This window comes from Pseudomonas poae RE*1-1-14 (assembly GCF_000336465.1).
Taxonomy (GTDB): Bacteria; Pseudomonadota; Gammaproteobacteria; order Pseudomonadales; family Pseudomonadaceae; genus Aquipseudomonas; species Aquipseudomonas poae.
In genome coordinates this window covers 597,296-621,377 of record NC_020209.1, presented here as the reverse complement: position 1 = coordinate 621,377, position 24,082 = coordinate 597,296, and the positions used below count along the sequence as shown (strand labels likewise).

Genomic DNA, 24,082 nt, shown 5'->3' with positions numbered 1-24,082 from the left:
GAAGCGGTAACAGCTTAATGCTGAGAAATTGACTCAAGTTGTTGCAAGAGCAACGCCGCCTGGGTTCGCGTACGCACCCCAAGTTTGCGAAAGATCGCCGTGACGTGGGCCTTGATCGTCGCTTCCGACACGCTCAGCTCGTAGGCAATCTGCTTGTTCAGCAGACCTTCGCAGACCATGGTCAATACGCGGAACTGCTGGGGCGTCAGGCTCGCCAGACCATCGCGGGCAGCCTTGGCTTCGTCGGACACGTTGATTTCTTCAAACGCTTGCGGCGGCCACGACACATCACCGTCCAATACCGTGCGCACAGCCTGCTGAATGTCTTCCATCGCGCTGGACTTGGGTATGAAGCCGCTGGCACCGAACTCCTTGGAGCGCACCACCACATCGGCGTCCTCCTGAGCCGAGACCATCACCACGGGGATCTGCGGATACTGGCCACGCAGCAGCACCAGCCCCGAAAAGCCATAGGCGCCCGGCATGTTCAGGTCGAGCAGCACCAGGTCCCAGTCGGCTTTTTCGGTGAGGCGCGCCTCCAGTTCGGCAATGCTGGCCACTTCGACCAGGCGAACATCAGGACCCAGGCCCAGAGTGACGGCCTGATGCAGCGCACTGCGAAACAGCGGATGGTCATCGGCTATCAGGATTTCGTATGTGGCCATTGATTAAATGATCCTGTTTTTATGGGGCCCCTGATCGGCGCCCGGCTTGCCCAGCGCTGCCTGGAGGGTCAAGCACTACGCCGCCGGCATTTTAGCGGGTTGTAGCGTTACCTTGCCATCATGGCTTTGCCATCGGTACAAAGGGCGCAAGGCGCGTGTGGGCGTCGTCGGTCGGGTCCAGTGGCAAGTGGAATTTGGCGGCTAGGTAATGGGTGCTGAACACGTCGAGGTAGGCGTCGAGCACTTCGCTGGCGGCCAGGTCGTCGGCCAGCTCCAGGCACAGGGCTGCGACTTCGGCCGTGCAGAAATGATCATCACGCTTGGAACGCCGCAGCTTGTAGCGCGACAGTTGTTCCGGCGCCAGGCTCAGTACCGGCAGATGCTCCAGATAGGGGCTCTTGCGAAACATCTTGCGCGCCTCGCTCCAGGTGCCGTCCAGCAGGATGAACAACGGGCGCTTGCCCTCCTCCACGCGAACTTCGCTGACCACACGCTCAGGCGTCACGAACTCACCGGGAAACACGATGTAGGGTTGCCACTGCGGGTCGGCCAACAAGGTGAGCAAACCCGGATCAACCTCGGTGCGCGACCAGGCGAATGCTGTGGTGTCGCGAATGACATCCGCAATCAGCCAGCCAGTGTTGCTGGGTTTCATCGGTTCAACATCGTGCATCAACAGGCACATGGCCGACCGGGCCTGGACCTCTGGTCGCCAGGCACACAGACAATACTCGGGAATCACACGGCAGTTGGGGCAACGTTCAGCGCGCGAACCACGGTTGAGGAAGGGTCGCACGGCTCGCGCCAGGCGCTCGGTGCGCAGGCGGAAAACGGCGTGGCTCATCGGGTGCGCCACAAAATCGGGTCAATCGACACGGGAAAAACTCGTGGAAGGCAAAAGTGGCCGCAGTTTACCAGCGATACGCCTGGCTGTAGTGGCCAGGGCTCACCTATAATCGCGCGCCACTGAACGCACGGCCCTGTGGCGGGTCTATGCACCAGTAACCGAATCAGGAGAGTTTCATGCTGCGTTCCATGCTGCGCCTTGCTGCCCCGTCCATCGCCCTCGCGCTGGTGCTGCCTGTTGGCGCCCAGGCGGCCTCGCTGCTGGAGGCCCAAATGAACAGGAAGCTGCAAAGCGTCGCGGCCGAAAGCAACAAGGACCTGCCCCGGGAAATTGACGAAAAAACCCTGGAAGTGGCCTACACCGTTGAAGGCATGCAGTTGATCGATCACCTCAGCGTACTGCCTGACCGCGCCGAACAGATGCGCGCCAACCCCAAGGCTGTGTATTTCCAGCTGGGCCAGAGCGTGTGCCTCAATCGGGGTTACCGCGAACTGATGGCCAAGGGCGCCGTCATGCGCTACGAGATTACCGAGAACAAGACCAACCGCCCTGTGGCGTCGGTCAAGTTCGTGGAAGCGGATTGCCCGGCACCGACTGCCGCTAAAAAGAAAAAGTAAGCCCTGCTTGCTCTCCTCGTGCCCAGGTCCCTGGGCGCGTGACTCCCCGAGTCAGTTTCTCCCGCCCAGCCAGACACTTGTCTGACCGCCAATAAGCGGTTGCCAGCCAAGGGTTTTTCGGCCCATGATCAAGCCATCCCATCCTTTCGCTCGCAGCAGTCTCACTGTTGTTCTGTCATATTTTCAGGGCAAAAAAGGAGAAGTTGAATGCCTTATGAATCGAATGAGCTTCTATTACGGCACTTTGAAGAAAACGGGACCGATCTCACGCAACAGGTCGACGCGCAGCTCCAACTGATCGCCCCCAACAGCCAGAATATTGCGCTGTATCGCGACATGATTCTTACTGTGCTGCGCATGGCACAAGACGACCGGGACCGCTGGAACGCCAAAATCACCCTGCGCGCTATCAGGGAGCTGGATCACGCCTTTCGCGTGCTGGAACAGTTCAAAGGCCGGCGCAAGGTGACAGTGTTCGGCTCAGCCCGTACGCCGATGGAAAGTCCGTTGTACGCACTTGCTCGGGAAGTCGGCGCCGCGCTGGCGCGCTCGGACCTGATGGTCATCACCGGCGGCGGTGGCGGCATCATGGCCGCGGCACATGAAGGCGCAGGCCTGGAGCACAGCCTGGGGTTCAACATTACCCTGCCGTTTGAACAGCACGCCAATCCGACCATCGATGGCACCGATAACCTGCTGTCCTTCCATTTCTTTTTTACCCGCAAACTGTTCTTCGTCAAGGAGGCCGATGCGCTGGTACTGTGCCCAGGTGGGTTCGGCACGCTGGATGAAGCGCTGGAGGTGTTGACCCTGATCCAGACCGGCAAAAGCCCGCTGGTACCCGTGGTGCTGCTGGATGCGCCGGGGGGCGGTTTCTGGCAAGGCGCCCTGGACTTTATCCGCAGCCAGCTGGAAGCCAACCGCTATATCCTGCCCACAGACCTCAAGCTGTTGCGGTTGGTGTACAGCGCAGAAGAAGCCGTGGAAGAAATCAATCAGTTCTATGCCAACTTCCATTCCACACGCTGGCTGAAGCGGGAATTTGTGTTGCGCATGCATCACGCCCTCAGCGAACGCGCAATGACTCACCTGCAGGATGAGTTCGCCAGTCTGCGCTTGAGCGGCGAATTCCAGCAACATGCCTACACCGGGGAAGATCATGATGAGCCGAAGTTCAGCCATCTGACGCGACTGGTGTTCAACTTCAACGGCCGTGATCAAGGCCGTTTGCGTGAGCTGGTGGATTACATCAATTTGCCGGAGAACTGGGCAGAGGCCCAGGGCACGACGCAGCAGAGAGCGGCGCCGGAGCCTGCGTGATTTTTGAGCAAAAAAAAAGGCCCACTATTTTCATAGTGGGCCTTTTCTGAATGACGCTTTAAATGGCGCCAAGTGTGTTCAAAGTGAAAACGGACTCACCGCCCTCAATATGCTTGTGTGCTATCTAATCGTCCATATCCCGACCGCTTAACAAGCGACTGATCATGTCCATCGAAAAACCGCGATAACTCAAAAAACGCCCTTGCTTCGCACGCTCTCTGGCATCAATCGGCAAATGACCAGAGAACTTGCGACGCCAGGTGTCTTCCAGCTGCGTCTGCCAACTGATACCGCACTCGCGCAGGGCAAGGTCGATATCGGCACGTTGCAGACCACGCTGGCTCAGTTCTTCACGAATTCGCGCAGGACCGTAACCGGAGCGCGCTCGATAAGACACGAAACTTTCGAGATAACGGAATTCAGACAGCAGCCCCTCTTCCGTCAAACGGTCCAGGGCTGTTTCGATCATTTCGGGCTCTGCGCCGCGCTGACGCAATTTACGCGTCAGCTCGACCCGACCATGCTCGCGGCGAGCGAGCAGGTCCATTGCAGTGCGCCGAACGGCGACGAGTGTATCCAGTACAACGGTCATCGTTTGCTTCAGATATCAGTGTCAGCTTCTTCAACTTCTTCAACCGGCTCACGGTTGGCTGCAGCCTTCACATCCGGCGCGGCGGTGAGCAGCTTGTCGCGAATCTGCTTCTCAAGTGTGGCCGCGATATCCGGGTTCTCCGCCAGGAACTTGGCCGAGTTGGCCTTGCCTTGGCCGATCTTGCTGCCGTTGTAGGCATACCAGGCACCGGACTTCTCGACGAAACCGTGCAGCACGCCCAGGTCGATCATCTCGCCGTTCAGGTAGATACCCTTGCCGTAGAGAATCTGGAACTCGGCCTGACGGAACGGCGGAGCAACCTTGTTCTTCACGACTTTAACGCGGGTTTCGCTACCTACTACTTCGTCACCTTCTTTCACCGCGCCAGTACGGCGGATATCCAGACGGACCGAAGCGTAGAACTTCAGCGCGTTACCACCGGTGGTGGTTTCCGGGCTGCCGAACATCACGCCGATCTTCATGCGGATTTGGTTGATGAAGATCACCAAGCAGTTGGCGTTCTTGATGTTACCGGTGATTTTACGCAGCGCCTGGGACATCAGACGGGCTTGCAGGCCCACGTGCATGTCACCCATTTCGCCTTCGATTTCAGCCTTGGGTACCAGGGCTGCCACGGAGTCGACCACGATCACATCGATGGCGTTGGAGCGCACCAGCATGTCGGTGATTTCCAGGGCCTGCTCGCCGGTATCCGGCTGGGAAACCAGCAGGTCGTCAACGTTGACGCCCAGCTTGCCGGCGTACTCAGGGTCGAGGGCGTGCTCGGCATCGACGAACGCGCAGGTGGCGCCCATCTTTTGTGCCTGGGCAATCACCGACAGGGTCAAGGTGGTTTTACCGGAAGATTCAGGACCGTAGATTTCGACGATACGGCCTTTTGGCAGGCCGCCAATGCCGAGCGCGATGTCCAGACCCAGAGAGCCAGTGGAAATAGCCGGGATCGCCTGACGGTCGTGATCGCCCATACGCATTACGGCACCCTTGCCGAATTGACGTTCGATCTGACCCAGGGCCGCAGCCAAGGCTTTCTTCTTGTTGTCGTCCATTAAAGTCCTCACGTAATCAATAAGGCCTGACGGCCAACACCTGTATAAGTAGACAGTATTGTTCCACAAAGATCAGAGATCGCCTACCCCTGATTTTCCATTTCTGCTGCAGCTCGTCGCAACAAGCCCTCCAGCGCGGCCTTTACCGTTTGTCGGCGGACCTCATCACGGTTGCCGGGAAAGTGCGCAAGCTGCGCCGAAACCTCATCGCCTACCCCCCACGCCAGCCAGACGGTGCCCACCGGTTTGTCCGGTGAGCCGCCATCCGGCCCCGCCACGCCACTGACCGCCACGGCAAAGCGCGACAGGCTTTTCTCCTGCGCGCCACGCACCATCGCTTCCACCACGTACTGGCTGACGGCCCCGACGCTGTCGAACAGTTGCTCCGGCACATTCAATTGCCGAGTCTTCTGCCGATTGGAATAGGTGACATAACCCGCCTCGAACCAGGCCGAGCTGCCGGGGATGCGCGTGATGGCCTCGGCAATGCCACCGCCCGTACACGACTCAGCCGTCGTGACATGGGCATTGAGCACCTGCAGACGGCGGCCAAGTTCAGCGGCAAGCTGGGTGATTTCGTTCACGGTCGTCTCCGGGAGTGGGCGGGCGTTTGCCTACCCTACAGGAGCCGTTCAACCATGCAAGTTGCAGAGTGCATCAAGACGCTAACGCACAATCGCTCGCACATAGGCCTGGCAAGCACGCAAGGCGATCAGGGCGTTATCACCGTCGTCGGTGATGCCGATAATTCGCTGAGCATGCGCCGGGTCAAGTCGGGCTCGCGGGGCTGCATAAACCACGCTGCCGGTGGCGGTGGAGGCAGGCACTGCAGCGCAACCGCTGGCGTCGGTGGCGTCGAGAAGGACTGACAACCGCACATCAGCAGTGGCCAGGCGGTCACGCAGAGCAGTCTGGTTACGTTGGGCATCGCTCAACTCCTGTGCATGTTGTTTGTCGCTGGCGCTGAGCTGTTGCTCAAGGGCCAGGCGTTTATCCTGTTCTGCCTGTTGCCGCCGCAAGGCCGCCTGACTTTGCTGACTGAGCGCCTGCGCATGGGCCGCCGACTGCCGTTCGATCTGCGCACCCAGACGCCAGGCCTGGACCTGCCACACCACGGCAATCAACAGGCCCAGACCGATCAGTCGATACGCCCCTAGGAAGCGCATAACACCGCCTTCGCCCGCGCCCATAATTGCAAACGATCCTCCAGGCCATTAAGTCCGCCATTGATGCGCCGGGTGATGGTGGTGAACTGGCCTTTATCAGCCAGCTCGTTCAGGCCATTGCTCAGCCAGAACCATGCCGCAGAGGCACATGCCCATTGCGGCTGTTCCAAAAGTTCAGGTTGTTGCAGCAGCCGGTCATCACCGAACAAGGCCTGGCTGCAGGCCAGGTAGTTGCGCCGCCCGGTGACCTGGATCAGTCCCCTGCCCCGATACTTCTGGCCGTCGCCATCGGCTTGCGGAGTATTGCCCAGGCGCGCGGCCAGGGTGCCGGTGTCGTATTTGCTGAGGTAGTGATCGCTGCCCAGTTCGCGCACATAGCGCAGTTGGCCGGACTCATGACCGATCTGTGCGAGGAACGCCGCCCAGCGTTTTGCAGTATTGATCTCATAACGGGCGCTGGCTTCATTCAAAGCCGTTAAAAAAAAGCCCGCTCTGGGGCGGGACAAGGGCATGACATTAATAAGCTGCGCGAGTGATATCACCATGGTCGTTACTCTGGAAAAAGCCTATGTCGACAAACCGCCTGCAATGATGGAACTGCGATACCCCGTGGCCGGGTCCCCCACGTGCGTCACCTTGTTGATGGACCAGCGTCCCTGCATGTAGGACGGCCAGGACTCATCCAACAGCAACAGCCCTTCGGCAGCCAGCAGCGGGTTACCCGGACAATCGATCATCAAGGTCAGGCCCTCACGACCGACACGGCGCAGTTCCGCCTCAGCAACGGACTGCGCTTCGGCCTGGTTCTGATAGCGCTGGCGCAGGGTCTTGAATGGCGCCACACCAACCTGAGCCACACGTTGCTTGCCCGCTGCGGCATCCCACCAGGCAACACGACTGCCCATGTACTTCGAGCGCGATTTTTCGTCGAGCGTGGCGGTGATGAAGGCCGGCTCACCGGGTCGATTGTCGCGGGTCACCGACAACGTGACGTCCGGCAACAGCTGACCGGAAAGCGACTTGACTCGCCCAGCTTCAGCCAGCACATACAGCTCGTTGATCGGCTTGGTCACCGCACGATAGCGCTTGGCCAAACGGGTGATGAATGCCATGTCGCTTTCGTTGGATTGGTCAATGTGCGCAATCGCGATCCCGTCCAGCTCGGGCGCCACACGCGGTGAGTACCCGTGACGACTGACCAGTTGGCGAAACAATGCGCCCAGGGTAGTCGGCCCGTAACTCGCGGAGCGGCGCTGGCGATAGCCACTGGCGTCCTGCACGCTGAAGGGTGCCGCAGTGGCGACGATCATCAAGCGCATGGGAAACAGCACTGGCGTTCTTTGGGTAACCACGAACTCACCTTTTTCCACCAGTCCGGTCTCCTCATAACCGACCCGCAGGCCGATCTTGCCACTCAGACTGGGCAGGCCTTCCAAGCCCTCGATATTGAGGGTCAGTTCCAGCCGATCGGCTTCAATGCCCGCCGCATCAGTATGACTCCAATGCATCAAGCGTTGATTGAGCAGCGCCGCATTCGCGCCGTAAAACTCCACGCTGGGAGTAAATCCCTGTGCCATGCCGCCTCCTTAATCCCAGGCCAAAACGGGACGCACGGCAGCAGGCCGCGACGTCAGCTCGGGCACAATGACCCACACGCCTGCCGGCAGCACCGGGCCGTACTCGGCAAGCTCGGGGTTCAGACGCCAAAGCGTTTCCTCCGCGCTATCGTCGCAACGGCCCAGCTCTCGGTAGAGCAGCAGGTTGACCGAATCGCCGGCGATGCTTCGCACTCTACGCATTGACGAATTCCTCCAGTTCAAGGGTCCAGGTCATGACCATGGCGGTGCCGTCATCGATCACGTTGCTTTGGGCTTCCGTCACCGAATTGATCCGCCACAGGCCCCAATTACGGCCGATACCGTCGACCAGCGGCAGCGGCGCACGGGCGTTCTGCAAGGCGCGCAGTTCGTCGAGGCGCTGCATGCCCACGGCGTACATTGCGGTACCGCCGAAGGTCAGCTTTTCCAGCTTTTGGCCGTTCTGTCGCGACTGCGGCTTGCTGGCGATAATCGCCAGGTCCTGCCAGCCGCCGTCGCTGGCGCGGGACAGCGTGGAATAGGCGAACCCTCGGGACAGGCCGAAAATAAAGTCGCCGAGCACCATTTGTTGTCGCATCAATCACCTCCTGATGGATCGGCCAGTGCCGCGTTACGTCGGATGCCCAAGGTGTCGGTCACCATCGGCAGGCATTGGAACTGCAAAGCCTGGATCACCTGATTGACCACCTGCTGGGCATCCGCCGGGTTCACGCCGGTGATCTGGATGCTCGGTGAAATCGTGACCTGGACGTTATCCGAGCTGGCGCGGGTGAGTTCCTTGCTCAGTGCAGCGGGCGCGGGCAGACGGTCGCTTGAGCCAAACACTTTGTCCCCGAGCCAGGCGCCCGCTTCACTGCCGAGCAAGCCGCCAATGGCCCCGCCGATGGCGGTACCGACACCCGGGAAGACCAGCGTGCCGAGCGCGGCGCCAGCCGACGCACCGGCCCAGGCGCCACCGGCAGTGCTCAAGCCGGCGCCGACGGCATTGACGTCACCATTGCGTACGCCCTGCACCACATCGATGGCCGTGTCGACATACTTCAATGGGCCCAGGCGCCGGGCAACGCCGGACTCCAGCTTGGCCAACGTGCCGGACAGACCTGCCGTCAGGCCCTTTTCGCTGCTGCGAGCCAACGGCCGGAGGGATGCCGGCACAACAGGGGCGGCAAACGCGTTGCCGGGAACCTGGGGCGACGGCGGGGTCACACGGGCCGCGTCGAACGGCACTGGCGGTTGGCTCATTGCACTGAGTGCAGGGCCAGGCCTGATCACCGGCGCTGGACGCAATGGTTGGAGCTGCGCGGATTGCTGGGAGCCGGATGTCCGGGGTTGGCGTTGCACCGATTGCCGTGGGCCGGCTGCAAGGGGCTGGCGCGCAACCGGTTGGCCCGGCCTGGGAAGCCCGACGCGCCGCTTCTTGTTCGCGGCGGGTCTGGTTTTGTCTTTCTTGCGTACCGTATCGCCAACACTCTCGGGCATCTGCGCCGCAGATCCGCCCAACGCACCCGGAGCACCAAGGGACAATGGACCGGCGCAGCAACAGTGCGCGTCCTTGCCCTTTTCGCCATCAAAACCGCCGTCCTTGAACAGCTTGCCAATGCCGGGGAGCTTGCCGAGGGTGGCATCGACCACATTGCCTGCAACCCGGCTTTTAATCGTTTCTCCCAAGCCTGAAAGGACTTCGGAAATCATCGGCGTCACCGTGGTCGACACCACGGCCTGCGCCGTTTTGACCGCACTGGCCAAAGCCGGCGAACCTTCAACGGCGCCATTGGCGCTCTCTGTCAGCCCGGTCCTGGCCTTCAACCACAGCGCTTCGCCCCACACCGGTGCGGCATCCAGGGTCGTGGAAAAGCGCTTTTCACTGTCAGTGGACGATTCACGCAGCACGCTGATCGACTGTTCCGAGCGGGCTGTTTTATCAAGCGTCAGGTGGCTACCCGACTGCTGCAGCGCACTGGCCAGATCGATGATCTGCGCGCTGCCCAGCATCAGGGCCTCGCGAGTTTGCCGCTGATCCACAGACGTGCTCGAAGTGGACTCAGACAGCGTTGTTGATTCTGTCCGCTCATCCCTGCGCACAGGCTGCCGATCAAGGGTTCTCAACGATGACAAGACGGTGTCGAGCGAGTCCACACCCTCGCGCAAGGTGCCCAGCGACTGCGCCAGTTCATCAAGCTTCAGATTCGCGTTGGTCAGCGCAGCCACTGTTTCGGACAGCGCAGGCAAGCCCGCCAGTTGGCCTGAACGGTCAGCTGACAGGGCGCCCGGACTGGCAATATCGGCATCATTGGCGCCCTCTGCGCGACCGAAAACGCCCTGGCCATCCCTGGCCACGGCATAGGCGAGCGAATAGGTATTCTGCATCCCGCTTACTCCTGTTTGACGCCAAGGCGAGTGATCGCTATGTCGTAGCGGCGCAACGCTTTTGCAGCATCCCAATCGAGGATGTCCGCTTCATTGACCGAGTAAACCAGCGGTACCACATCAAGGATCACTTCGATGTCGCGCTGCGAAAGAAGTCCGCCGGTTGATTTAAAAAATCGTCGATGCGCTCTTGCAATTGCGTCCAGTCGGGCACGGTCAAGTCGCCCAGGTCAGGGATCATCAGGCCGGTGCAGTGAGCGGTGATGAACTCGGCGCGCTCTTTGTTGGTGGCGAGTTTTTTCATCACCTTGGTGGCACGCAGGGCGGGCATTTCCAGTGGGAGTTCGGTCAGCGTGCGGCCAGCGGCATTGAGGGGCAGCAGCAACTGGACGGGCTGGTCATGGCGGTTTTCTTCTTGCGCTTGCAGGAAGAACGATGCCGGGCGAGTCGACATTTCATGCACGTATTGCGCGATGCTCACGTAGTCCGGGCGTTTGAGTTGGTCGAGCTCTTTTTCCGACAGGCCAGTGGCGAGTTTCGCCAGTTCGAAAAACTGGTCGTCCTCGTCATCACCGGCCCGGGCCAGCGCATCTTTCTGCGCGGCGTAGAACAGCGGTTTGAGTTGCACCTGCTCGATCACAGCGCCGGTGTCGGCAGTGATCGGAGACAGCAGGTGGTGCAGCGGCGGCATCCAGGCCATGGGTTATTCCTTGATGAAGGTGGGATAAAAGCACCGCAACCGTGAAGCCGGGCGCGGTCAATGTGGGAGCCGGGCTTGCCCGCGATGCAGGCGACTCGGGGTATCTGTTGAACCGAGGTGATGCCATCGCAGGCAAGCCAGCTCCCACATGGACCGTGCGTGCTTCAGGTTGCCGGCGTGCTTAAGGCATCAGCACCGCGCGGCGCGCATCGCCCAGAATATCGACGCCATTGAGCACGAACTTCTGGGTGCGCACGTCGATATCGATCACCGAAATGCCGTTATCCAGACGGTTGTAGGTGCGGCAGGACAGCTCCAGCGTAGTCGTGGCCTTGTCGCCCATTTTCAATTTGGCTTCCGACAGGGATTTGAGCTTGCCGCCGACGGTGTGGTAGGTGAAATAGGTCTTGCCGTCCTGATCCTGGCCGGCTTCACGCACGTTCAGCAGGATGTCGTCACCCGTGCGTACGCCCAGGGCCAGCATGATTTCGGGGCCGGCACCTTGCAGCACCAGTGTGGCGCCCAGCACCTTGCCGCTCTTGGCCATTTCCTCGGCAATGAAGCGGCCACCGGACATGGCTTCCATCTCGAATTCGATCTTCGGCGGGGTGAATTCCTCAACGGTCGCGGACAACGGCAGGCCTTGAAGGGTGGCCGCAATGGCCTGTCTGACTCGGTTGGTAAACATTAGAGAACGTCCTCCAGGAACTGCTCGATGATTTCATCGCGGGCGTTGAGTTGATAAACCATGTGTTCGTTCGGCGCGTAGCGGCCGTAGTCGATGACGATGAACCAGGTGCCGTTCTTGTACTTCTCGACGCTGTTCAATTCCGGGTGCAGGTACACGCTGCCGCCGGGGATGGTTTCGTCGGCGACCAGGGTTTGCAGCCAGTCGTTGATGCGCTTGACCTCCTGGTCCATGAAGGACTTGGTGAGGTTCTTGGCCATGGCCTTCTGCCCGGCTTTGACCAGCTTGCGGCTGATGGCATCTTCCAGGCCGACGTAGCTGATGAACTTGCCGGTGAGGGAACGGTTACCCAGCAGCGAGAAGCCGCCGAGGATGGTGCGGGCGTAGTAGCTCACGCCATAGCGATTGAGCAGGTCGCCCTCGGTGGAGGTGTCGAGGATGTTGTACTCGACCACGCGGGAAACGTCTTCGGCGAAGGTCACCTGATTGCCTGGACTTTCCCACTGTTTGACCTTGGCCAGTGCGGCGATGGCCAGGGAGGACGGCGACAGGAACACGTTTTTCTTCGCCGCCTTGGAGTACACAGACGGCATGTTGTGCACCAGCAGGCAGCGGTCGAAGCCCAAGTCTGCACCGCCCAACTCGCCGCTGTAGGTCACTTGGTCGGCCACCGAAGCGTCCTTGCCATCCAGTACCACACGGGCCTTGATGCGCTTGCCGAAGGAGGCAAACTCACCGGCTACGGCTTTGGTGCCAGTAAAACCTGGAGCGCCGATGATGGTCAGGTCTTCAGGGACGCTGCTCAGGGCCGCCAGGCCCAGTTTGCGACCGGTGACCGGGTCGTTGCCGCCGATCACATTGTTGATTGTATCGGCCGGGGTGGCGCCCTCCTCCACGATTACCACGTAAACCGGCACCTTCACCACTTTGAGGATCTGGTACACCGCTTGAAACAGCGTGCCCGATTCAGTACCGGTGGGGTCCAGCAGCGCCTGGGTGGTGAAGCTGTTGATACGGAACGGCGCGTTTTTTGGAATCGACGCATGGGCGTTCGGCGCGGTGCCGACCAGGCCGATCACGTTATCGCCCAGGCCACCCATGGCCTCGGGGGATTCGGTGGCGTTGACGGTGATGCCGTTGTGCTCGAAGTTCAAAACCTCAGCCATGATTAGTCAGCCTTCTTGGGGGTGGAGTTGAGGGCGCTGGTCAGTTCCAGACGGCCGGCGGTGCGCAGGGCGGATGCTTCGACGTCGAGCAGTTCCAGCTCCTCGCCGGCGGTGGACCAGTGGCCCCCTCCGATGGGGAATGGGATGAGGACGGTGTAGGTTTGGCGGGTGGGCATGGTGTAACTCTCCAGGTGATAAACGCCAAAGCCCCTGTGGGAGGGGCTTTGGGGAGGCGAAAAAAAACCGCTTTCGCGGTTATCAGTTATTTCAGGAAATCGGGTTTGGATGGCCAGAGAACTGCGTCTGGATCTTCTCCCTGATCTGGAATATCACGCAGTTTCTGACGATACTCAGCGAATATAAGTTTATGGGTGTCTAGCATCGGATAGTCTGGCATTGCTGCATAATCACTCGCCGACAAGTCTTGATCCCTTGCGTTACGAACCATTTCCCACTTGATAATCGGATGAAGTTCAGCAGGTATAAATAGTGGTTTCATATTCTCTCCTCAGCCTAGAGCCAACATCGTTCCCCAATCACCTGGGTTGGTTACAACACCTGTGCAAGCCCCTGCCAGCATTACCTCAACAACGCCAGTTGATGAGGTGCGCATCGGGTGCAGATGGTAATAAGTTCCAAACAATTCTGTAGGAGAAATAACACTGGAACACCAACGCCACTTGCCCTTTTCAACGCCATTGCTCCATGCTCCAGAAACGCTACCTTCCAAAAGACGCACGAATGCGCCTACGGTCAGGTAGGAGTTCTGCGGTACTGCACCAGAGCCATTCGCGAGCGCCATATCTACCGTGTAAGGGAACGCGAGCCAAGGACTAACTCCTGACACCGACCACTTCATTTGCCACAGATATACAAACGTACGCCAATAGTCGCTCGCCCTGATGTCAAAATTTGGATATTTCTCACGCACATCTGCCTGCACCTGAAGCAAGAAATCCACATCAGTTTGGGGGCGTCCGGCCGCTTGTGACACAGGGGTTATTGCTCGCAGTTTAGTGGGCGTCACTTCAGCATGAATCCCCCAATTTTCAATTAGTGTTCCGTCAGCATTGGGTGAAAGATTAAAATTCTTACTGACCGCTAATCTTGGGAGTCTATTTTTCAACTCTGCCAATTGAGCGTCATACGCCAAGCGGGCATCCGCTATCGCCTTATCAATTTCCCCGACTTTTCCGGTAACAACTTTAGTCAAGTTATTTGCCGCGCTAACGACGGCAGAAAGTTGCTGCTCAGTACTCAAATTAATGCTCCTAAACGCTTAGAAAGCGTCATTTAAAATCAATAAAAACGCTTTATTTTTTTTCGACTTCCATTACTCGAAATAGAACCCCTACGCCGCGTGCCATATTGTCTATACTCGCGGCCGACAAGGCCGCAATCTCATCAGTCAATAGCACATTCAAATTCTCATTCCCCACCACAATCGTCACGCTGTCCGTCGGCAACGGCGAAACATCCAACGTAAACTTCTGCAGCACTCGCGCCGCCGCCGCTTTATACGTCAGCAATTTCCCAGCCACGGAATACACCGCCAGCAAGGTTCCACTGGCGAGATAAAATCCGAACTCGCCAATTTCATACTCGCCATCGCCGTCAAACAGCGCGGCCATCCTGAGTTGGTGCTCGCCCAGGTCTTCGTAATCCACAATGGCAACCCGCTGTCGCTCATCGCGCAAGGCAACTTCAGTGCCGTCAGGGGAGTAGCGGCCGGTGCCGGCGCCGATGTGGGTGATTTCGCCTTTCAAGCCCTGGTTCTTTGCCTGCAGCACTTCATCCAATCCCTTGGAGGTGAAGCGCACCAGGCGCGTGATGTCATCTGTCATGGCTGCGCCCTGAGGTCATAGTCGTTAATGGTGTAGTGCCGGGTCACCCCGGTACTGTTAAGCCGGGCAGTCAGCGCCCACTCCGGCAACGCGCCGTCCAGATACAACTCTCCGTCGCTTAACGGAGCATCGAGAACTTGCGTGAGCGCAAGCTGACCTTCGGTCTCGTGAACAAGGGTGATCGTGGCCTGGTCCCGCTCGCTTTTCGCGGCGTTGATGCGGCGGATCAGCCGATTGTGATCGCCACTGGACCAACTGCGCCCAATGATCGCCTGCACATCGAAGGTATACGGCGTGCCGCTTGGTCGCTGCTGATACCAGGCCCTGATGTCGGGGGTAAAACCCAGTGACTCCACCGCATGGCTCAGCGCCTTGGGGGTGCCGGCCTGACGCTGGATCTGCCAGGACAGAGCCACGGTGAGTCGCTTTTCAGACTCGCTGGCGTCGGCATCCCATTCGCTGACACCGCGATCGGCAGCCAGATAAGGAAGAAATTCGCTCGGGGTGTGCAGCGGGTTCATCAGCGCCGGAAACGGGGGCATGACCCGGTCGAGCAATACCCCAAAACCCAAATCCAGCGCCTTTTCCAGCGGTGAACTGTTGGCCGGCAACAAACTCGCGTTGAGGTCACTCATAGCGTGCGCACCTCCACCTCGACACCCGTGCAGTACGGAGCCTCGAACGCCGAGCTGACAATCGGCTCCAGCGGTTCAAGGATCTGCAATTGCGCCGCGCCAGCACTGTGAATGGCATAGTCGATCCAGCTCGGGTCCACCCGCCCTTCCAGGCGATGGCAGGACTCGGCGTATGCCTGCAGCAGTTTTTGCGCGGCGACCTGGGTGAGTCCGGAATCCGGTCCGGCATTGATCTTGGCGACCACGCGGATTTTGTACGGCAGGATGTGTGCGCCTTGCACACTGACCAGGTCGGTTTCCGGACGGACATCCGGCCGTGCGAAATGTCGTCGCACGCCGTCCAGCAAGTCGGCAGACGGCGTGCCATCGCCCTCCCGCGCCAGGACGGTGACCATGACCTCGCCAGGTGCGGTTCGTCGCCCATTGCCATCCTTGACCCGCACCGCATAACCGTCCGGGTCGAAGGTATACGTGACCGTGACCACGCCCGGCGTCGCGCTCTGCACATTCACCGCCGGCCGTTCGCCGAGGGTGAACACTTCGCGGCGGTACTGCATGCGCGAGCCGGCAGCCGGGGCGTGGGGAGCGAGGTAGTAGCGCAACCGGGCATCCTCGTCGCTTTCCAGGGTCGGCGGCACCGGCGGGAATGCGGCGGAGTCGCCGGGGTCCAGCACCTGGCGCTCCAGGCCCATATCGGCCAGGCGCGCATCCAGATTGCTGCCGGTGGCCCACCACGCCAGCATCTGCTTGATGCGGGCGTTGTATTGGCGCTCATGGGTTTGCAGACGCACGCAAAAGGCTTCCAGGGCCAGGGTCAGCAGTTCGCTTTCGTTGTCGAGGCTGACCTTGAGTTTGGCCGCGCTTTGCGGCGCGCGGGTGGCAACGTAGTCCACCACGAACGCCTTGAATTCGGCCAGCAAGGGTTCGAACTCGTCCACCGCAATGATGGCCGGTTCCGCCAGCTGGTTCTGGCCGGGGATCAACATGCTCATGTCACGACCTCGAAGGTTTGTTGGCGGTTTTTCCAAGTGCCGGAGAACCGCAGCAACAAGCCGGCCCCCTGGCGAGTGGCGACGATGACCTGGGGTTGAAAGTCGCCGATGCCGTTCTGCGCGTTGTAGAACGCCTGGGCGGCGTGGCTCTGCGCAAGAATCAGCAGATCATCGCCAAGGTTCTGGCCCAGCAGTTGCGGGACCCGCGAGCCGTACAACGGACGCTTCTGGCGAGTGCCCAGAGGAGTGGTGAGCGCTCGGGTGGCGCGCTGCACGAATTGCAGCCAGTCATCGACGGCTGCCCCGCTGTTTCGGTCGATACCGATCATGGGATGTCCTTATCGGGGGCTGATGAGACGCCCTTGGTGGTCAACCACCGGGCCGCTGAAATGGGCGCCGCCGGCGTCGAGCAACAACGCGGTGCCGCCGATTTGCAGGGTGATGCCCTGGGCGTTGAGGATCAGGCCGCTGGCGCCGACCCTGGCCTCGATCTGCTCGCGCGAGCCGCTAAACGTGGTCGGGCCGTTGACCCAGTTGAATGTGTGGCTGGCGTCGTCGTAGTCGCTCTGCGTACCGTCCTGATGACGGCGCCGGGTTAACGACGCAACGCTGGAGACCGGCGGAAACAGGCTGCTGTTGAGCCCAAACAAGGCCACCGACTGCGCGCCGCCTTCGCCACCGCCATAGTTGAGCAACAGGCACTGCTCACCCACCGATGGAATGCGCGTTTCGGTTTGCGCACCAGCGCTGGGATTGAAAAAACGGATCGCCGGCGTGAGCAGATCGCCATGGCTGACCTTGCAGGTATTGGCGGCGGCGTCGACCTGCTGGCAAACACCGATTCGGCAAAAGCTCTCGGCGCGTCGATACAGGTCTTCGAGCTGGCTTTCCATTTCTGCCAGGCGCTCGACAATCGGCCCCAGTTGCATGCGTAAGAGCGCGTCGAACATAAATTACTCCGCCAGTGGCTTGTATTGGTCAGGGTCATTGATGTTCATGACTTCCCAAGTGCGGGCAAACAGAGGTTGGCCTGTAGGGTCGTTGAGCAACACCGGCCCGATGTAGAGGGTTTGGGTGAAGGAAACAGCCCAGGTGTCGTAGTCCGTTTCTGCCGCAGCCCGCGAAGCAGGAGCGGCAACGATATTCGTCGGCAAATCGCACTGTGCCTGGGGCAGGTTCCAGCGGTTGTCCAGCACCAGGTCCATCAGTTGACTGGCCAGGTCGCAGGCGTCGAACGGCAAGGCACCCGGTGCAACCATGGCCTTGAGCGAAATGGTCAGCGCGTGTGCCTTGCGCCCTTCTGGCGAGCGAACGCCGGGGCCGTTGCCCTCGACCGTGACCAGCACGCCGGTGTTTACGCCGCCGCCCTGAAAGTCCTGATGGCTGCCGATCTTCAGGTCGGGGAAGGCAGCGTGCAGCGCCTGGCCGATGGCTTGCGGCAATTGGGAGGGTTTTTCGATGAGCATCATGTCAGTGGCTTCCTTGCAGCAATTAACGCGGATCCTGGCGCGGGCCTTCGTTGATCCCGATACGTTTGGCCGCCCAGCGCTCGTAGAGCCCGATGGCTGCGTCGGCGCCGGCCATGGCGGTCAGGCATCCGATGGCGCCGGCCGTCCAGATCGACATGCCGGCGGCGTAACACAGCATCAAGGCTGAAACGCCGCAGACCATGCAGGCCCCGGAGCGCAGCGCCAGGCGCCGAATCAGCGACCAGCCGCGGGCGCCTTCCTTGTCGGCACGCCACATTTCGCCGGACACGCCGCCGATCACCGCCAATATGATGACCAGCCAGATAGGCATTTCCGCTAACGCCTGTTGTTCGTTTGTCATGTCACGCCTCCTGGCTGAGCACTGAATAGTCCGTTTTTCATTTGCAAATAATTCGATAGGTAGGCATTCCAAAAAGCCCGGTCGCCCGGGCTTTTCAGTAATGCTGTCCGCGGACTTTCGGCGCTACTGGCGCGGTACGGTCCTTTCCTCAATGTTTTTCCGACCACGATCCCTGTCTGCCGGATAACTGCTTCTGGTGCTTTACGCTGCACACCCGGGTCAGTTGCCAACCCTCTGAACCGTTAAGGCCGGTTCATCGCTGCCTGTTTTTGAAGCGGTACCACTAAAGAGCGTCGGCATCCTTGCCGGTGTTGCCTGGCATCCCTGCCATCGCGTCGATGGCATCCTTGCCGATGTTGCGTGCCTTCCTTGTCTTCCCTGGCAGCATCCTTGCTGCCTCCACCAGACCTTGTTGGCTGGCTTGAGATGAAGAATATGCATGCATGCATATACAGTCAATGCGTAAATGCATTTATTTTTCGCGGTTAAATGCACGAATGCATTTTCACGCAGGCAGGCGTGGGGATTGAGGCGTTTTGCAGGCGAAAAAAAACCTGCTCGCTGGCAGGTTTTTTCTTACAGAGCAAGGTTAGCGAGCGTACATGCCCCACCAGAAAACATGGCCGAGGATGCTGATCTGCTCGTCCTGAATATCCTGGAAGCTGTAGTCCTCGTCCGGGTGCTCATCGCGGTTGAAGCTGCGCAGGCGAATCCCGGAAGGCAGGCGATAGAGCTGTTTAACCCGCAATTGCCCGTTGTGATTGATTGCATACAGGTCGCCATCAACGATATCGCCAATGCCGCTCTTGCCCGCATTCACCCCGACCGTTGCGCCATCACGCAACACCGGCAACATGCTGTTGCCGCGCACCGTCACACACTTGGCCTGGTCGAACTGCACACCGTTATGCCGCAGGCTGCGCTTGCCGAACCGCAGGCTGGCCTTCTCGCTTTCCTCGATGACGAATCTTCCTGATCCAGCAGCCAATTCAACCTCGCGCAGAAAGGGGATCGACACCTCGTCGTCATTCACGGGGGTGTCGTCGTCCCACAGGCTTATGTCCTTGAGTTCCGAATGCATCGGGTCGCGTTCTTCATCTCGCAGAGCACCTATGGCCGCGCGCCCGCGCAACTGATCGGTGCTGACGCGAAAGTACTCGGCAATGCGGGAGATGTGCTTGTCCGACGGGTCCACGATCTTGCCGTTGAGGATCCGGGACAGGGTGGATTGAGGCACGCCGGTGCGCCGATGAAGCTCCGTGGGGGAGATCCGGTCGCGGTCCAGCAGCTCTTTGAGGACGATTGAAACGTTGCGTTTTTGCATAACGGGAGATAGTGCCGGGAGATCGGGGGCTTGGCAAATGCTAATTTGCATATTTTATGCGTTACGGCCGCATCCTGATCTGTAGTCCGCTAATGCTGCGGGTGCGAAAGCGGTTATCGCCACTTTAATTTGACCCGAGGCCAGAGACCGAGAAGGTCCATTCCCAGCCTCGCCGGTTTAGCGCGCTCATTGCGCTTGGTCTGGAAGTGAATACTGCTTCCAAACCGAGCGCCACTCCTGCCCTTGGCCAGGCATGAACATCTATTAACGAACGTTGACGTCCAGAAACTCACGAATCACCGGAATGATTTCCCGGCTGTGGGTTTCCAGCGCGAAGTGCCCGGTGTCGTAAAAGCGAATATCCGCCTTGGGCAGATCGCGCTTCCACGCCTGCGCCCCGGCCGGCAGGAAGAACGGATCGTTTTTTCCCCACACTGCCAGCAGTGGCGGCTGGTACTGGCGAAAGTACGCCTGGAACGCGGGGTACATGGCGACGTTCGAGGCGTAATCCAGCAGCAGGTCAAGCTGGATCTGCGCATTGCCCGGCTTCACGATCTGCAGCCCTTCCAGCGTGTAGGCGTCTGGCGAAACCGTGCTCTTGTCGGCAACCCCTTCAAGGTATTGCCACTTGATCGAAGCCGGTGTCGGGAAGTCGTACAGCGCCTCGCGGTTCTGTTGCGTCGGTGCACGCCAGTATTTCTGGATAGGCGCCCAGCTGTCGCCCAGGCCTTCCTCATACGCGTTGCCGTTTTGCGAAATGATCGCCGTGACCCGCTCCGGATGGGCGACCGCCAGACGCCATCCCACCGGCGCGCCGTAGTCGTGAACCATCAGCGTGTATTTCTGGAGCTTGAGCTGTTCAGTGAACTGGCCGACGGTCTTCGCCAGTTGGCTGAACGTGTAGGGGTAGTCGCCCCGCGCAGGCGCTTCGGTGAAGCCAAACGCCGGCAGGTCCGGAGCAATCACGTGATAGCGATCGGCGAGTTCGGGAATCAGGTCGCGGAACATGAACGATGAGCCGGCAAAACCATGAAGCAGCAGCACCGTCGGTGCCGTGGGGTTGCCAGCCTCCCGGTAGAACACTTTCACATCACCCACTTGTTCGTAGCGATAGTGAACCTGGCGCTCTGCATCTGCAGCTTGCGCGCCACCTACCAGCAAAGAAGCCGCAAGCCCGGCGGCGGCGATGGGTTTGGAAGCAGTCATAGCGATTTCCTTGTAACCGTTATATTTGATGCTTGAAGGTTACGTATAATTTTGGTAACCTGTCAAACATATTTTATGAGTTACAGAACATCATGACATCGACCAATACCGCTTCCGGCGCCCTCTTCCTCGCTGACAACCTCGCCCTCGACTTCATCAACAGCCAGTACGGCGTGGGTGAGCAACTGCATGACTGTCTCAGCGATGATCAAAGCGTGATGAATTGGCTCAAAACGGCTGGGCTGTTGCCGCAGAACGCTGAACTGCAAGCATTCGAGGGCTTGCTCGCCGAAGCACGCCAACTGCGTGACGCGGCAAGGGCGCTGGTGAACGCTGCAATGAATGGCGTTGCGGTGGATCTTGGCGTGATCAACCAGGTGCTTGAGGCGGGTCGCCCGGTCAACAGACTGGAATGGGAGAGCCAGGCGCAGGGATATCGGCTGACCGTTCACCGAACGGACAGCACCCCGGCAAGCTTGCTCTGGCCGATAGCCGATGCGTTGGTAAATGTGGTGACGGGCGACAAGTTCGAATTCGTGCGTCAATGCGAGGCGCATGACTGCATTCTGCTCTTCCACGACTTGAGCAAATCCCACCGTCGCCGCTGGTGCAGCATGGCGACCTGCGGCAATCGCATGAAAGTGGCGGCATTTCGGTCCAGGCAGAAACCGGACTAAGCGGCAAAAAAGGGAGCGGCGCAGTTGAACAAGTGCGCCGTCTTCCTTTTGTGTTTTACCTGGCCGTTTGCAACCTGCGAACCCCCGACCTCGCGTGTTAACCTTGCGCCCATCGCAATAAATGCTGGGCCAAGCGCCCCTTTGCCCCACCACTTTCAACGAATTTGCCTACTATCCAATGAGTAAAAACAGCTCCGATCTGTCTTCCCACACCCCAATGATGCAGCAGTACTGGCGCCTGAAAAACCAGCACCCTGATCAGTTGATGTTCTATCGCATGGGCGACTTCTACGAGATTTTCTACGAAGACGCGAAGAAGGCCGCCAAGCTGCTGGACATCACGCTGACCGCCCGCGGGCAGTCGGCGGGGCAGTCGATTCCGATGTGCGGGATTCCTTACCATTCGTTGGAAGGTTATCTGGTCAAGTTGGTCAAGCTGGGCGAGTCGGTGGTGATTTGCGAGCAGATCGGCGATCCGGCCACCAGTAAAGGCCCGGTGGAACGCCAGGTAGTGCGCATTATTACGCCGGGCACGGTGAGTGATGAGGCGCTGCTGGATGAGCGGCGCGATAACCTGATCGCTGCGGTGCTGGGTGACGAGCGTCTGTTCGGGCTTTCGGTACTGGATATCACCAGCGGCAATTTCAGCGTGCTGGAGATCAAGGGCTGGGAGAACCTTCTGGCGGAGCTTGAGCGTATCAATCCGGTGGAGTTGCTGATCCCGGATGATTGGCCCAAAGACTTGCCAGCGGAAAAGCGCCGTGGGACCAAGCGTCGCGCGCCGTGGGATTTTGAGCGTGACTCGGCGCTGAAAAGCCTGTGCCAGCAATTCTCGGTGCAGGACCTTAAAGGCTTCGGCTGTGAAACCCTGACCCTCGCCATTGGTGCGGCCGGCTGTCTGCTCAGCTACGCCAAAGAAACCCAGCGCACTGCCCTGCCGCACTTGCGCAGCCTGCGTCATGAGCGGCTGGACGATACCGTGGTGCTCGATGGCGCCAGCCGTCGCAACCTTGAACTGGACACCAACCTCAGCGGCGGACGTGACAACACCCTGCAATCGGTGGTCGACCGTTGCCAGACCGCCATGGGCAGCCGCTTGCTGACCCGCTGGTTGAACCGTCCGCTGCGGGATTTGGGCGTGCTGCAAGCGCGGCAGACGTCCATCACCTGCCTGCTGGACGGTTATCGCTTCGAAAAGCTGCAGCCGCAACTCAAGGAAATCGGAGATATCGAGCGCATTCTGGCGCGGATCGGCCTGCGTAATGCGCGGCCCCGTGACCTGGCTCGACTGCGTGACGCCTTGGGCGCGCTGCCGCAGTTGCAAGAGGCGATGACTGAACTGGACACGCCGCACCTGCAACAGTTGGCGGTGACGGCCGGTACGTACCCGGATCTGGCCGCGTTGCTGGAAAAGGCCATCATCGACAACCCGCCCGCCATCATCCGTGACGGTGGCGTACTCAAGACCGGCTACGACAGCGAGCTGGACGAGCTGCAATCCTTGAGCGAAAACGCCGGTCAGTTCCTGATCGATCTGGAGGCCCGCGAAAAAGCGCGCACGGGCCTGGCCAACCTGAAAGTCGGCTACAACCGTGTGCACGGCTACTTTATCGAGTTGCCAAGCAAGCAGGCCGAGTCGGCCCCCATCGACTATCAGCGTCGCCAGACCCTTAAAGGGGCCGAGCGCTTTATCACGCCTGAGCTCAAGGAATTCGAAGACAAGGCACTGTCGGCCAAGAGCCGCGCCCTGGCACGGGAAAAGATGCTTTATGAAGCCCTGCTCGAAGACCTGATCAGCCGCCTGGCGCCCCTGCAAGACACTGCGGCCGCCCTGGCGGAGCTGGATGTGCTGAGCAACCTGGCCGAGCGTGCGCTGAACCTGGATTTGAACTGCCCGCGTTTTGTCAGCGAGCCGTGCATGCGCATCGTGCAGGGTCGCCATCCGGTGGTGGAGCAGGTGTTGACCACGCCATTCGTGGCCAACGATCTGGCGCTGGACGACGATACCCGTATGCTGGTGATCACCGGTCCCAACATGGGTGGTAAATCCACCTACATGCGTCAGACCGCGTTGATTGTATTGCTGGCGCATATCGGCAGCTTTGTGCCGGCGGCCAGTTGCGAGCTGTCCCTGGTGGACCGTATTTTCACGCGAATCGGTTCCAGCGACGACCTGGCCGGTGGCCGTTCGACCTTTATGGTGGAAATGAGCGAAACGGCGAACATTCTGCATAACGCCACCGAGCGCAGCCTGGTGCTGATGGACGAAGTGGGTCGCGGCACGAGCACCTTCGACGGCCTGTCCCTGGCCTGGGCGGCGGCCGAGCGTCTGGCGCACCTGCGGGCGTATACGCTGTTTGCCACCCACTATTTCGAGCTGACGGTATTGCCGGAAAGCGAGCCGTTGGTGGCCAACGTGCATCTGAATGCCACCGAGCACAATGAGCGCATCGTGTTCCTGCACCATGTGCTGCCTGGCCCCGCCAGCCAGAGTTATGGCCTGGCCGTGGCGCAACTGGCCGGCGTGCCGGGCGACGTGATCACCCGGGCCCGCGAGCACCTCAGTCGCCTGGAAACCACGGCGCTGCCCCACGAAAACGTGGTGGTCAGCCCCGCCAAAGCCAGCAAAAAGCCCTCTGCGCCGCATCAGAGCGACATGTTCGCCAGTCTGCCCCACCCGGTGCTGGACGAACTGGCCAAGATGGACCTGGATGATCTGACGCCGCGCAAAGCGCTCGAAATGTTATATGCACTGAAGACTCGGATATAACGCAGACGCTT

At 59.9% G+C, this 24,082-nt stretch carries 31 protein-coding genes; 4 read left to right on the top strand and 27 right to left on the bottom strand.

The genetic code is table 11. The annotated features are described in order from the left end of the window. Nucleotides 1-14 precede the first annotated feature (14 nt). Nucleotides 15-665, bottom strand: coding sequence for a response regulator transcription factor ErdR (gene erdR / locus H045_RS02825; protein WP_003231349.1), 651 nt, complete (start codon nucleotides 663-665; stop codon nucleotides 15-17). Between the two features lie 118 nt (nucleotides 666-783). Continuing rightward, nucleotides 784-1,509 carry a tRNA-uridine aminocarboxypropyltransferase gene (locus tag H045_RS02820; RefSeq protein WP_041931427.1) on the bottom strand — a complete coding sequence of 242 codons (726 nt, stop codon included), beginning with the start codon at nucleotides 1,507-1,509 and terminating at the stop codon, nucleotides 784-786. Between the two features lie 179 nt (nucleotides 1,510-1,688). Here H045_RS02820 and H045_RS02815 point away from each other — a divergent pair, with 179 nt between their 5' ends. Beyond that, nucleotides 1,689-2,129, top strand: a complete 441-nt coding sequence (locus H045_RS02815) for a PA3611 family quorum-sensing-regulated virulence factor (protein ID WP_015371373.1) — start codon at nucleotides 1,689-1,691, stop codon at nucleotides 2,127-2,129. 207 nt (nucleotides 2,130-2,336) lie between these two features. Then, complete coding sequence (locus tag H045_RS02810; RefSeq protein ID WP_003231355.1) at nucleotides 2,337-3,449, top strand: LOG family protein; 1,113 nt, start codon at nucleotides 2,337-2,339, stop codon at nucleotides 3,447-3,449. A gap of 124 nt (nucleotides 3,450-3,573) precedes the next feature. Here H045_RS02810 and recX read toward each other — a convergent pair whose 3' ends face one another. The 25 genes from recX to H045_RS02700 all read right to left on the bottom strand — a co-directional run bounded on the left by recX (nucleotide 3,574) and on the right by H045_RS02700 (nucleotide 20,624). Next, nucleotides 3,574-4,041 carry a recombination regulator RecX gene (recX, locus tag H045_RS02805; RefSeq protein ID WP_015371372.1) on the bottom strand — a complete coding sequence of 156 codons (468 nt, stop codon included), beginning with the start codon at nucleotides 4,039-4,041 and terminating at the stop codon, nucleotides 3,574-3,576. An 8-nt stretch (nucleotides 4,042-4,049) separates the two neighbouring features. Further along, complete coding sequence (recA, locus tag H045_RS02800) at nucleotides 4,050-5,108, bottom strand: recombinase RecA (protein ID WP_003231359.1); 1,059 nt, start codon at nucleotides 5,106-5,108, stop codon at nucleotides 4,050-4,052. Between the two features lie 83 nt (nucleotides 5,109-5,191). Continuing rightward, the gene (locus tag H045_RS02795; RefSeq protein ID WP_015371371.1) at nucleotides 5,192-5,692 is read right to left on the bottom strand and encodes a CinA family protein; all 501 of its coding nucleotides are present in this window, start codon (nucleotides 5,690-5,692) and stop codon (nucleotides 5,192-5,194) included. Nucleotides 5,693-5,773: 81 nt separating this feature from the next. Continuing rightward, nucleotides 5,774-6,274 (bottom strand): lysis system i-spanin subunit Rz, encoded by a 501-nt coding sequence (locus H045_RS02790; RefSeq protein ID WP_041931426.1) that lies wholly within the window; start codon nucleotides 6,272-6,274, stop codon nucleotides 5,774-5,776. Beyond that, nucleotides 6,262-6,819 (bottom strand): glycoside hydrolase family 19 protein, encoded by a 558-nt coding sequence (locus tag H045_RS02785; RefSeq protein ID WP_015371369.1) that lies wholly within the window; start codon nucleotides 6,817-6,819, stop codon nucleotides 6,262-6,264. Before H045_RS02785 ends, H045_RS02790 begins: the two co-directional genes overlap by 13 nt. A gap of 21 nt (nucleotides 6,820-6,840) precedes the next feature. Continuing rightward, nucleotides 6,841-7,851 (bottom strand): contractile injection system protein, VgrG/Pvc8 family, encoded by a 1,011-nt coding sequence (locus H045_RS02780; RefSeq protein WP_015371368.1) that lies wholly within the window; start codon nucleotides 7,849-7,851, stop codon nucleotides 6,841-6,843. 9 nt (nucleotides 7,852-7,860) lie between these two features. Further along, complete coding sequence (locus tag H045_RS02775; protein WP_003231365.1) at nucleotides 7,861-8,073, bottom strand: tail protein X; 213 nt, start codon at nucleotides 8,071-8,073, stop codon at nucleotides 7,861-7,863. Then, nucleotides 8,066-8,449: a phage tail protein gene (locus tag H045_RS02770; RefSeq protein ID WP_003231366.1), complete on the bottom strand. Its 384-nt coding sequence runs from the start codon at nucleotides 8,447-8,449 to the stop codon at nucleotides 8,066-8,068. The genes H045_RS02775 and H045_RS02770 overlap by 8 nt, the downstream gene beginning before the upstream one ends. Then, nucleotides 8,449-10,239 (bottom strand): hypothetical protein, encoded by a 1,791-nt coding sequence (locus H045_RS02765; RefSeq protein WP_015371367.1) that lies wholly within the window; start codon nucleotides 10,237-10,239, stop codon nucleotides 8,449-8,451. The genes H045_RS02770 and H045_RS02765 overlap by 1 nt, the downstream gene beginning before the upstream one ends. A gap of 5 nt (nucleotides 10,240-10,244) precedes the next feature. Further along, nucleotides 10,245-10,370, bottom strand: coding sequence for a hypothetical protein (locus tag H045_RS25605; protein WP_015371366.1), 126 nt, complete (start codon nucleotides 10,368-10,370; stop codon nucleotides 10,245-10,247). Continuing rightward, entirely contained in the window at nucleotides 10,367-10,939 is a 573-nt protein-coding gene (locus H045_RS02760; RefSeq protein ID WP_015371365.1) for a phage tail assembly protein, read from the bottom strand. Before H045_RS02760 ends, H045_RS25605 begins: the two co-directional genes overlap by 4 nt. Before the next feature lie 181 nt (nucleotides 10,940-11,120). Further along, complete coding sequence (locus tag H045_RS02755) at nucleotides 11,121-11,627, bottom strand: phage major tail tube protein (RefSeq protein WP_003231369.1); 507 nt, start codon at nucleotides 11,625-11,627, stop codon at nucleotides 11,121-11,123. After that, the gene (locus tag H045_RS02750; RefSeq protein ID WP_003231370.1) at nucleotides 11,627-12,793 is read right to left on the bottom strand and encodes a phage tail sheath protein; all 1,167 of its coding nucleotides are present in this window, start codon (nucleotides 12,791-12,793) and stop codon (nucleotides 11,627-11,629) included. The genes H045_RS02755 and H045_RS02750 overlap by 1 nt, the downstream gene beginning before the upstream one ends. Before the next feature lie 2 nt (nucleotides 12,794-12,795). After that, complete coding sequence (locus H045_RS25165; RefSeq protein WP_015371364.1) at nucleotides 12,796-12,969, bottom strand: hypothetical protein; 174 nt, start codon at nucleotides 12,967-12,969, stop codon at nucleotides 12,796-12,798. Between the two features lie 86 nt (nucleotides 12,970-13,055). Next, the gene (locus tag H045_RS02745) at nucleotides 13,056-13,292 is read right to left on the bottom strand and encodes a phage tail assembly chaperone (RefSeq protein ID WP_041931425.1); all 237 of its coding nucleotides are present in this window, start codon (nucleotides 13,290-13,292) and stop codon (nucleotides 13,056-13,058) included. A 9-nt stretch (nucleotides 13,293-13,301) separates the two neighbouring features. Beyond that, nucleotides 13,302-14,054: a hypothetical protein gene (locus tag H045_RS24285; protein WP_081602870.1), complete on the bottom strand. Its 753-nt coding sequence runs from the start codon at nucleotides 14,052-14,054 to the stop codon at nucleotides 13,302-13,304. Between the two features lie 52 nt (nucleotides 14,055-14,106). Further along, nucleotides 14,107-14,637, bottom strand: coding sequence for a hypothetical protein (locus H045_RS02740; protein ID WP_015371363.1), 531 nt, complete (start codon nucleotides 14,635-14,637; stop codon nucleotides 14,107-14,109). After that, complete coding sequence (locus H045_RS02735; protein ID WP_015371362.1) at nucleotides 14,634-15,272, bottom strand: phage tail protein I; 639 nt, start codon at nucleotides 15,270-15,272, stop codon at nucleotides 14,634-14,636. The genes H045_RS02740 and H045_RS02735 overlap by 4 nt, the downstream gene beginning before the upstream one ends. Continuing rightward, nucleotides 15,269-16,264 carry a baseplate J/gp47 family protein gene (locus H045_RS02730; protein ID WP_015371361.1) on the bottom strand — a complete coding sequence of 332 codons (996 nt, stop codon included), beginning with the start codon at nucleotides 16,262-16,264 and terminating at the stop codon, nucleotides 15,269-15,271. Before H045_RS02730 ends, H045_RS02735 begins: the two co-directional genes overlap by 4 nt. After that, entirely contained in the window at nucleotides 16,261-16,593 is a 333-nt protein-coding gene (locus H045_RS02725) for a hypothetical protein (protein ID WP_015371360.1), read from the bottom strand. The genes H045_RS02730 and H045_RS02725 overlap by 4 nt, the downstream gene beginning before the upstream one ends. Before the next feature lie 9 nt (nucleotides 16,594-16,602). Further along, complete coding sequence (locus H045_RS02720) at nucleotides 16,603-17,214, bottom strand: phage baseplate assembly protein V (protein ID WP_015371359.1); 612 nt, start codon at nucleotides 17,212-17,214, stop codon at nucleotides 16,603-16,605. A 3-nt stretch (nucleotides 17,215-17,217) separates the two neighbouring features. Beyond that, the gene (locus tag H045_RS02715) at nucleotides 17,218-17,733 is read right to left on the bottom strand and encodes a hypothetical protein (protein ID WP_015371358.1); all 516 of its coding nucleotides are present in this window, start codon (nucleotides 17,731-17,733) and stop codon (nucleotides 17,218-17,220) included. Between the two features lie 22 nt (nucleotides 17,734-17,755). Beyond that, the gene (locus tag H045_RS02710; protein ID WP_003231384.1) at nucleotides 17,756-18,094 is read right to left on the bottom strand and encodes a phage holin family protein; all 339 of its coding nucleotides are present in this window, start codon (nucleotides 18,092-18,094) and stop codon (nucleotides 17,756-17,758) included. 589 nt (nucleotides 18,095-18,683) lie between these two features. After that, nucleotides 18,684-19,418, bottom strand: a complete 735-nt coding sequence (locus tag H045_RS02705) for a LexA family transcriptional regulator (protein WP_003231387.1) — start codon at nucleotides 19,416-19,418, stop codon at nucleotides 18,684-18,686. Between the two features lie 264 nt (nucleotides 19,419-19,682). Then, nucleotides 19,683-20,624, bottom strand: a complete 942-nt coding sequence (locus H045_RS02700) for an alpha/beta fold hydrolase (protein ID WP_015371356.1) — start codon at nucleotides 20,622-20,624, stop codon at nucleotides 19,683-19,685. Between the two features lie 92 nt (nucleotides 20,625-20,716). Between H045_RS02700 and H045_RS02695 the strand changes: the two genes are divergently transcribed. Together H045_RS02695 and mutS are read left to right on the top strand one after the other, a co-directional pair. Continuing rightward, nucleotides 20,717-21,301 (top strand): CGNR zinc finger domain-containing protein, encoded by a 585-nt coding sequence (locus H045_RS02695; protein ID WP_003231391.1) that lies wholly within the window; start codon nucleotides 20,717-20,719, stop codon nucleotides 21,299-21,301. A 178-nt stretch (nucleotides 21,302-21,479) separates the two neighbouring features. Next, a complete protein-coding gene (mutS, locus tag H045_RS02690; protein WP_015371355.1) occupies nucleotides 21,480-24,071 on the top strand; it encodes a DNA mismatch repair protein MutS in 2,592 nt (863 codons plus the stop codon). The last annotated feature ends 11 nt before the right edge of the window (nucleotides 24,072-24,082 follow it).

Coding starts and splice junctions, on each gene's coding strand:
- H045_RS25165 (WP_015371364.1), bottom strand. CDS start 12,969: ATGCCCACCCGCCAAACCTACACCGTCCTCATCCCATTCCCCATCGGA.
- H045_RS02745 (WP_041931425.1), bottom strand. CDS start 13,292: ATGAAACCACTATTTATACCTGCTGAACTTCATCCGATTATCAAGTGG.
- H045_RS02750 (WP_003231370.1), bottom strand. CDS start 12,793: ATGGCTGAGGTTTTGAACTTCGAGCACAACGGCATCACCGTCAACGCC.
- H045_RS02715 (WP_015371358.1), bottom strand. CDS start 17,733: ATGATGCTCATCGAAAAACCCTCCCAATTGCCGCAAGCCATCGGCCAG.
- recX (WP_015371372.1), bottom strand. CDS start 4,041: ATGACCGTTGTACTGGATACACTCGTCGCCGTTCGGCGCACTGCAATG.
- H045_RS02730 (WP_015371361.1), bottom strand. CDS start 16,264: ATGAGCATGTTGATCCCCGGCCAGAACCAGCTGGCGGAACCGGCCATC.
- H045_RS02700 (WP_015371356.1), bottom strand. CDS start 20,624: ATGACTGCTTCCAAACCCATCGCCGCCGCCGGGCTTGCGGCTTCTTTG.
- H045_RS02720 (WP_015371359.1), bottom strand. CDS start 17,214: ATGTTCGACGCGCTCTTACGCATGCAACTGGGGCCGATTGTCGAGCGC.
- H045_RS02775 (WP_003231365.1), bottom strand. CDS start 8,073: ATGCGTAGAGTGCGAAGCATCGCCGGCGATTCGGTCAACCTGCTGCTC.
- H045_RS02705 (WP_003231387.1), bottom strand. CDS start 19,418: ATGCAAAAACGCAACGTTTCAATCGTCCTCAAAGAGCTGCTGGACCGC.
- H045_RS02740 (WP_015371363.1), bottom strand. CDS start 14,637: ATGACAGATGACATCACGCGCCTGGTGCGCTTCACCTCCAAGGGATTG.
- H045_RS02710 (WP_003231384.1), bottom strand. CDS start 18,094: ATGACAAACGAACAACAGGCGTTAGCGGAAATGCCTATCTGGCTGGTC.
- H045_RS02780 (WP_015371368.1), bottom strand. CDS start 7,851: ATGGCACAGGGATTTACTCCCAGCGTGGAGTTTTACGGCGCGAATGCG.
- mutS (WP_015371355.1), top strand. CDS start 21,480: ATGAGTAAAAACAGCTCCGATCTGTCTTCCCACACCCCAATGATGCAG.
- H045_RS02785 (WP_015371369.1), bottom strand. CDS start 6,819: ATGGTGATATCACTCGCGCAGCTTATTAATGTCATGCCCTTGTCCCGC.
- erdR (WP_003231349.1), bottom strand. CDS start 665: ATGGCCACATACGAAATCCTGATAGCCGATGACCATCCGCTGTTTCGC.
- H045_RS02815 (WP_015371373.1), top strand. CDS start 1,689: ATGCTGCGTTCCATGCTGCGCCTTGCTGCCCCGTCCATCGCCCTCGCG.
- H045_RS02760 (WP_015371365.1), bottom strand. CDS start 10,939: ATGGCCTGGATGCCGCCGCTGCACCACCTGCTGTCTCCGATCACTGCC.
- H045_RS02765 (WP_015371367.1), bottom strand. CDS start 10,239: ATGCAGAATACCTATTCGCTCGCCTATGCCGTGGCCAGGGATGGCCAG.
- H045_RS02725 (WP_015371360.1), bottom strand. CDS start 16,593: ATGATCGGTATCGACCGAAACAGCGGGGCAGCCGTCGATGACTGGCTG.
- H045_RS02695 (WP_003231391.1), top strand. CDS start 20,717: ATGACATCGACCAATACCGCTTCCGGCGCCCTCTTCCTCGCTGACAAC.
- H045_RS02755 (WP_003231369.1), bottom strand. CDS start 11,627: ATGTTTACCAACCGAGTCAGACAGGCCATTGCGGCCACCCTTCAAGGC.
- H045_RS02790 (WP_041931426.1), bottom strand. CDS start 6,274: ATGCGCTTCCTAGGGGCGTATCGACTGATCGGTCTGGGCCTGTTGATT.
- H045_RS02770 (WP_003231366.1), bottom strand. CDS start 8,449: ATGCGACAACAAATGGTGCTCGGCGACTTTATTTTCGGCCTGTCCCGA.
- H045_RS02810 (WP_003231355.1), top strand. CDS start 2,337: ATGCCTTATGAATCGAATGAGCTTCTATTACGGCACTTTGAAGAAAAC.
- H045_RS02735 (WP_015371362.1), bottom strand. CDS start 15,272: ATGAGTGACCTCAACGCGAGTTTGTTGCCGGCCAACAGTTCACCGCTG.
- recA (WP_003231359.1), bottom strand. CDS start 5,108: ATGGACGACAACAAGAAGAAAGCCTTGGCTGCGGCCCTGGGTCAGATC.
- H045_RS02820 (WP_041931427.1), bottom strand. CDS start 1,509: ATGAGCCACGCCGTTTTCCGCCTGCGCACCGAGCGCCTGGCGCGAGCC.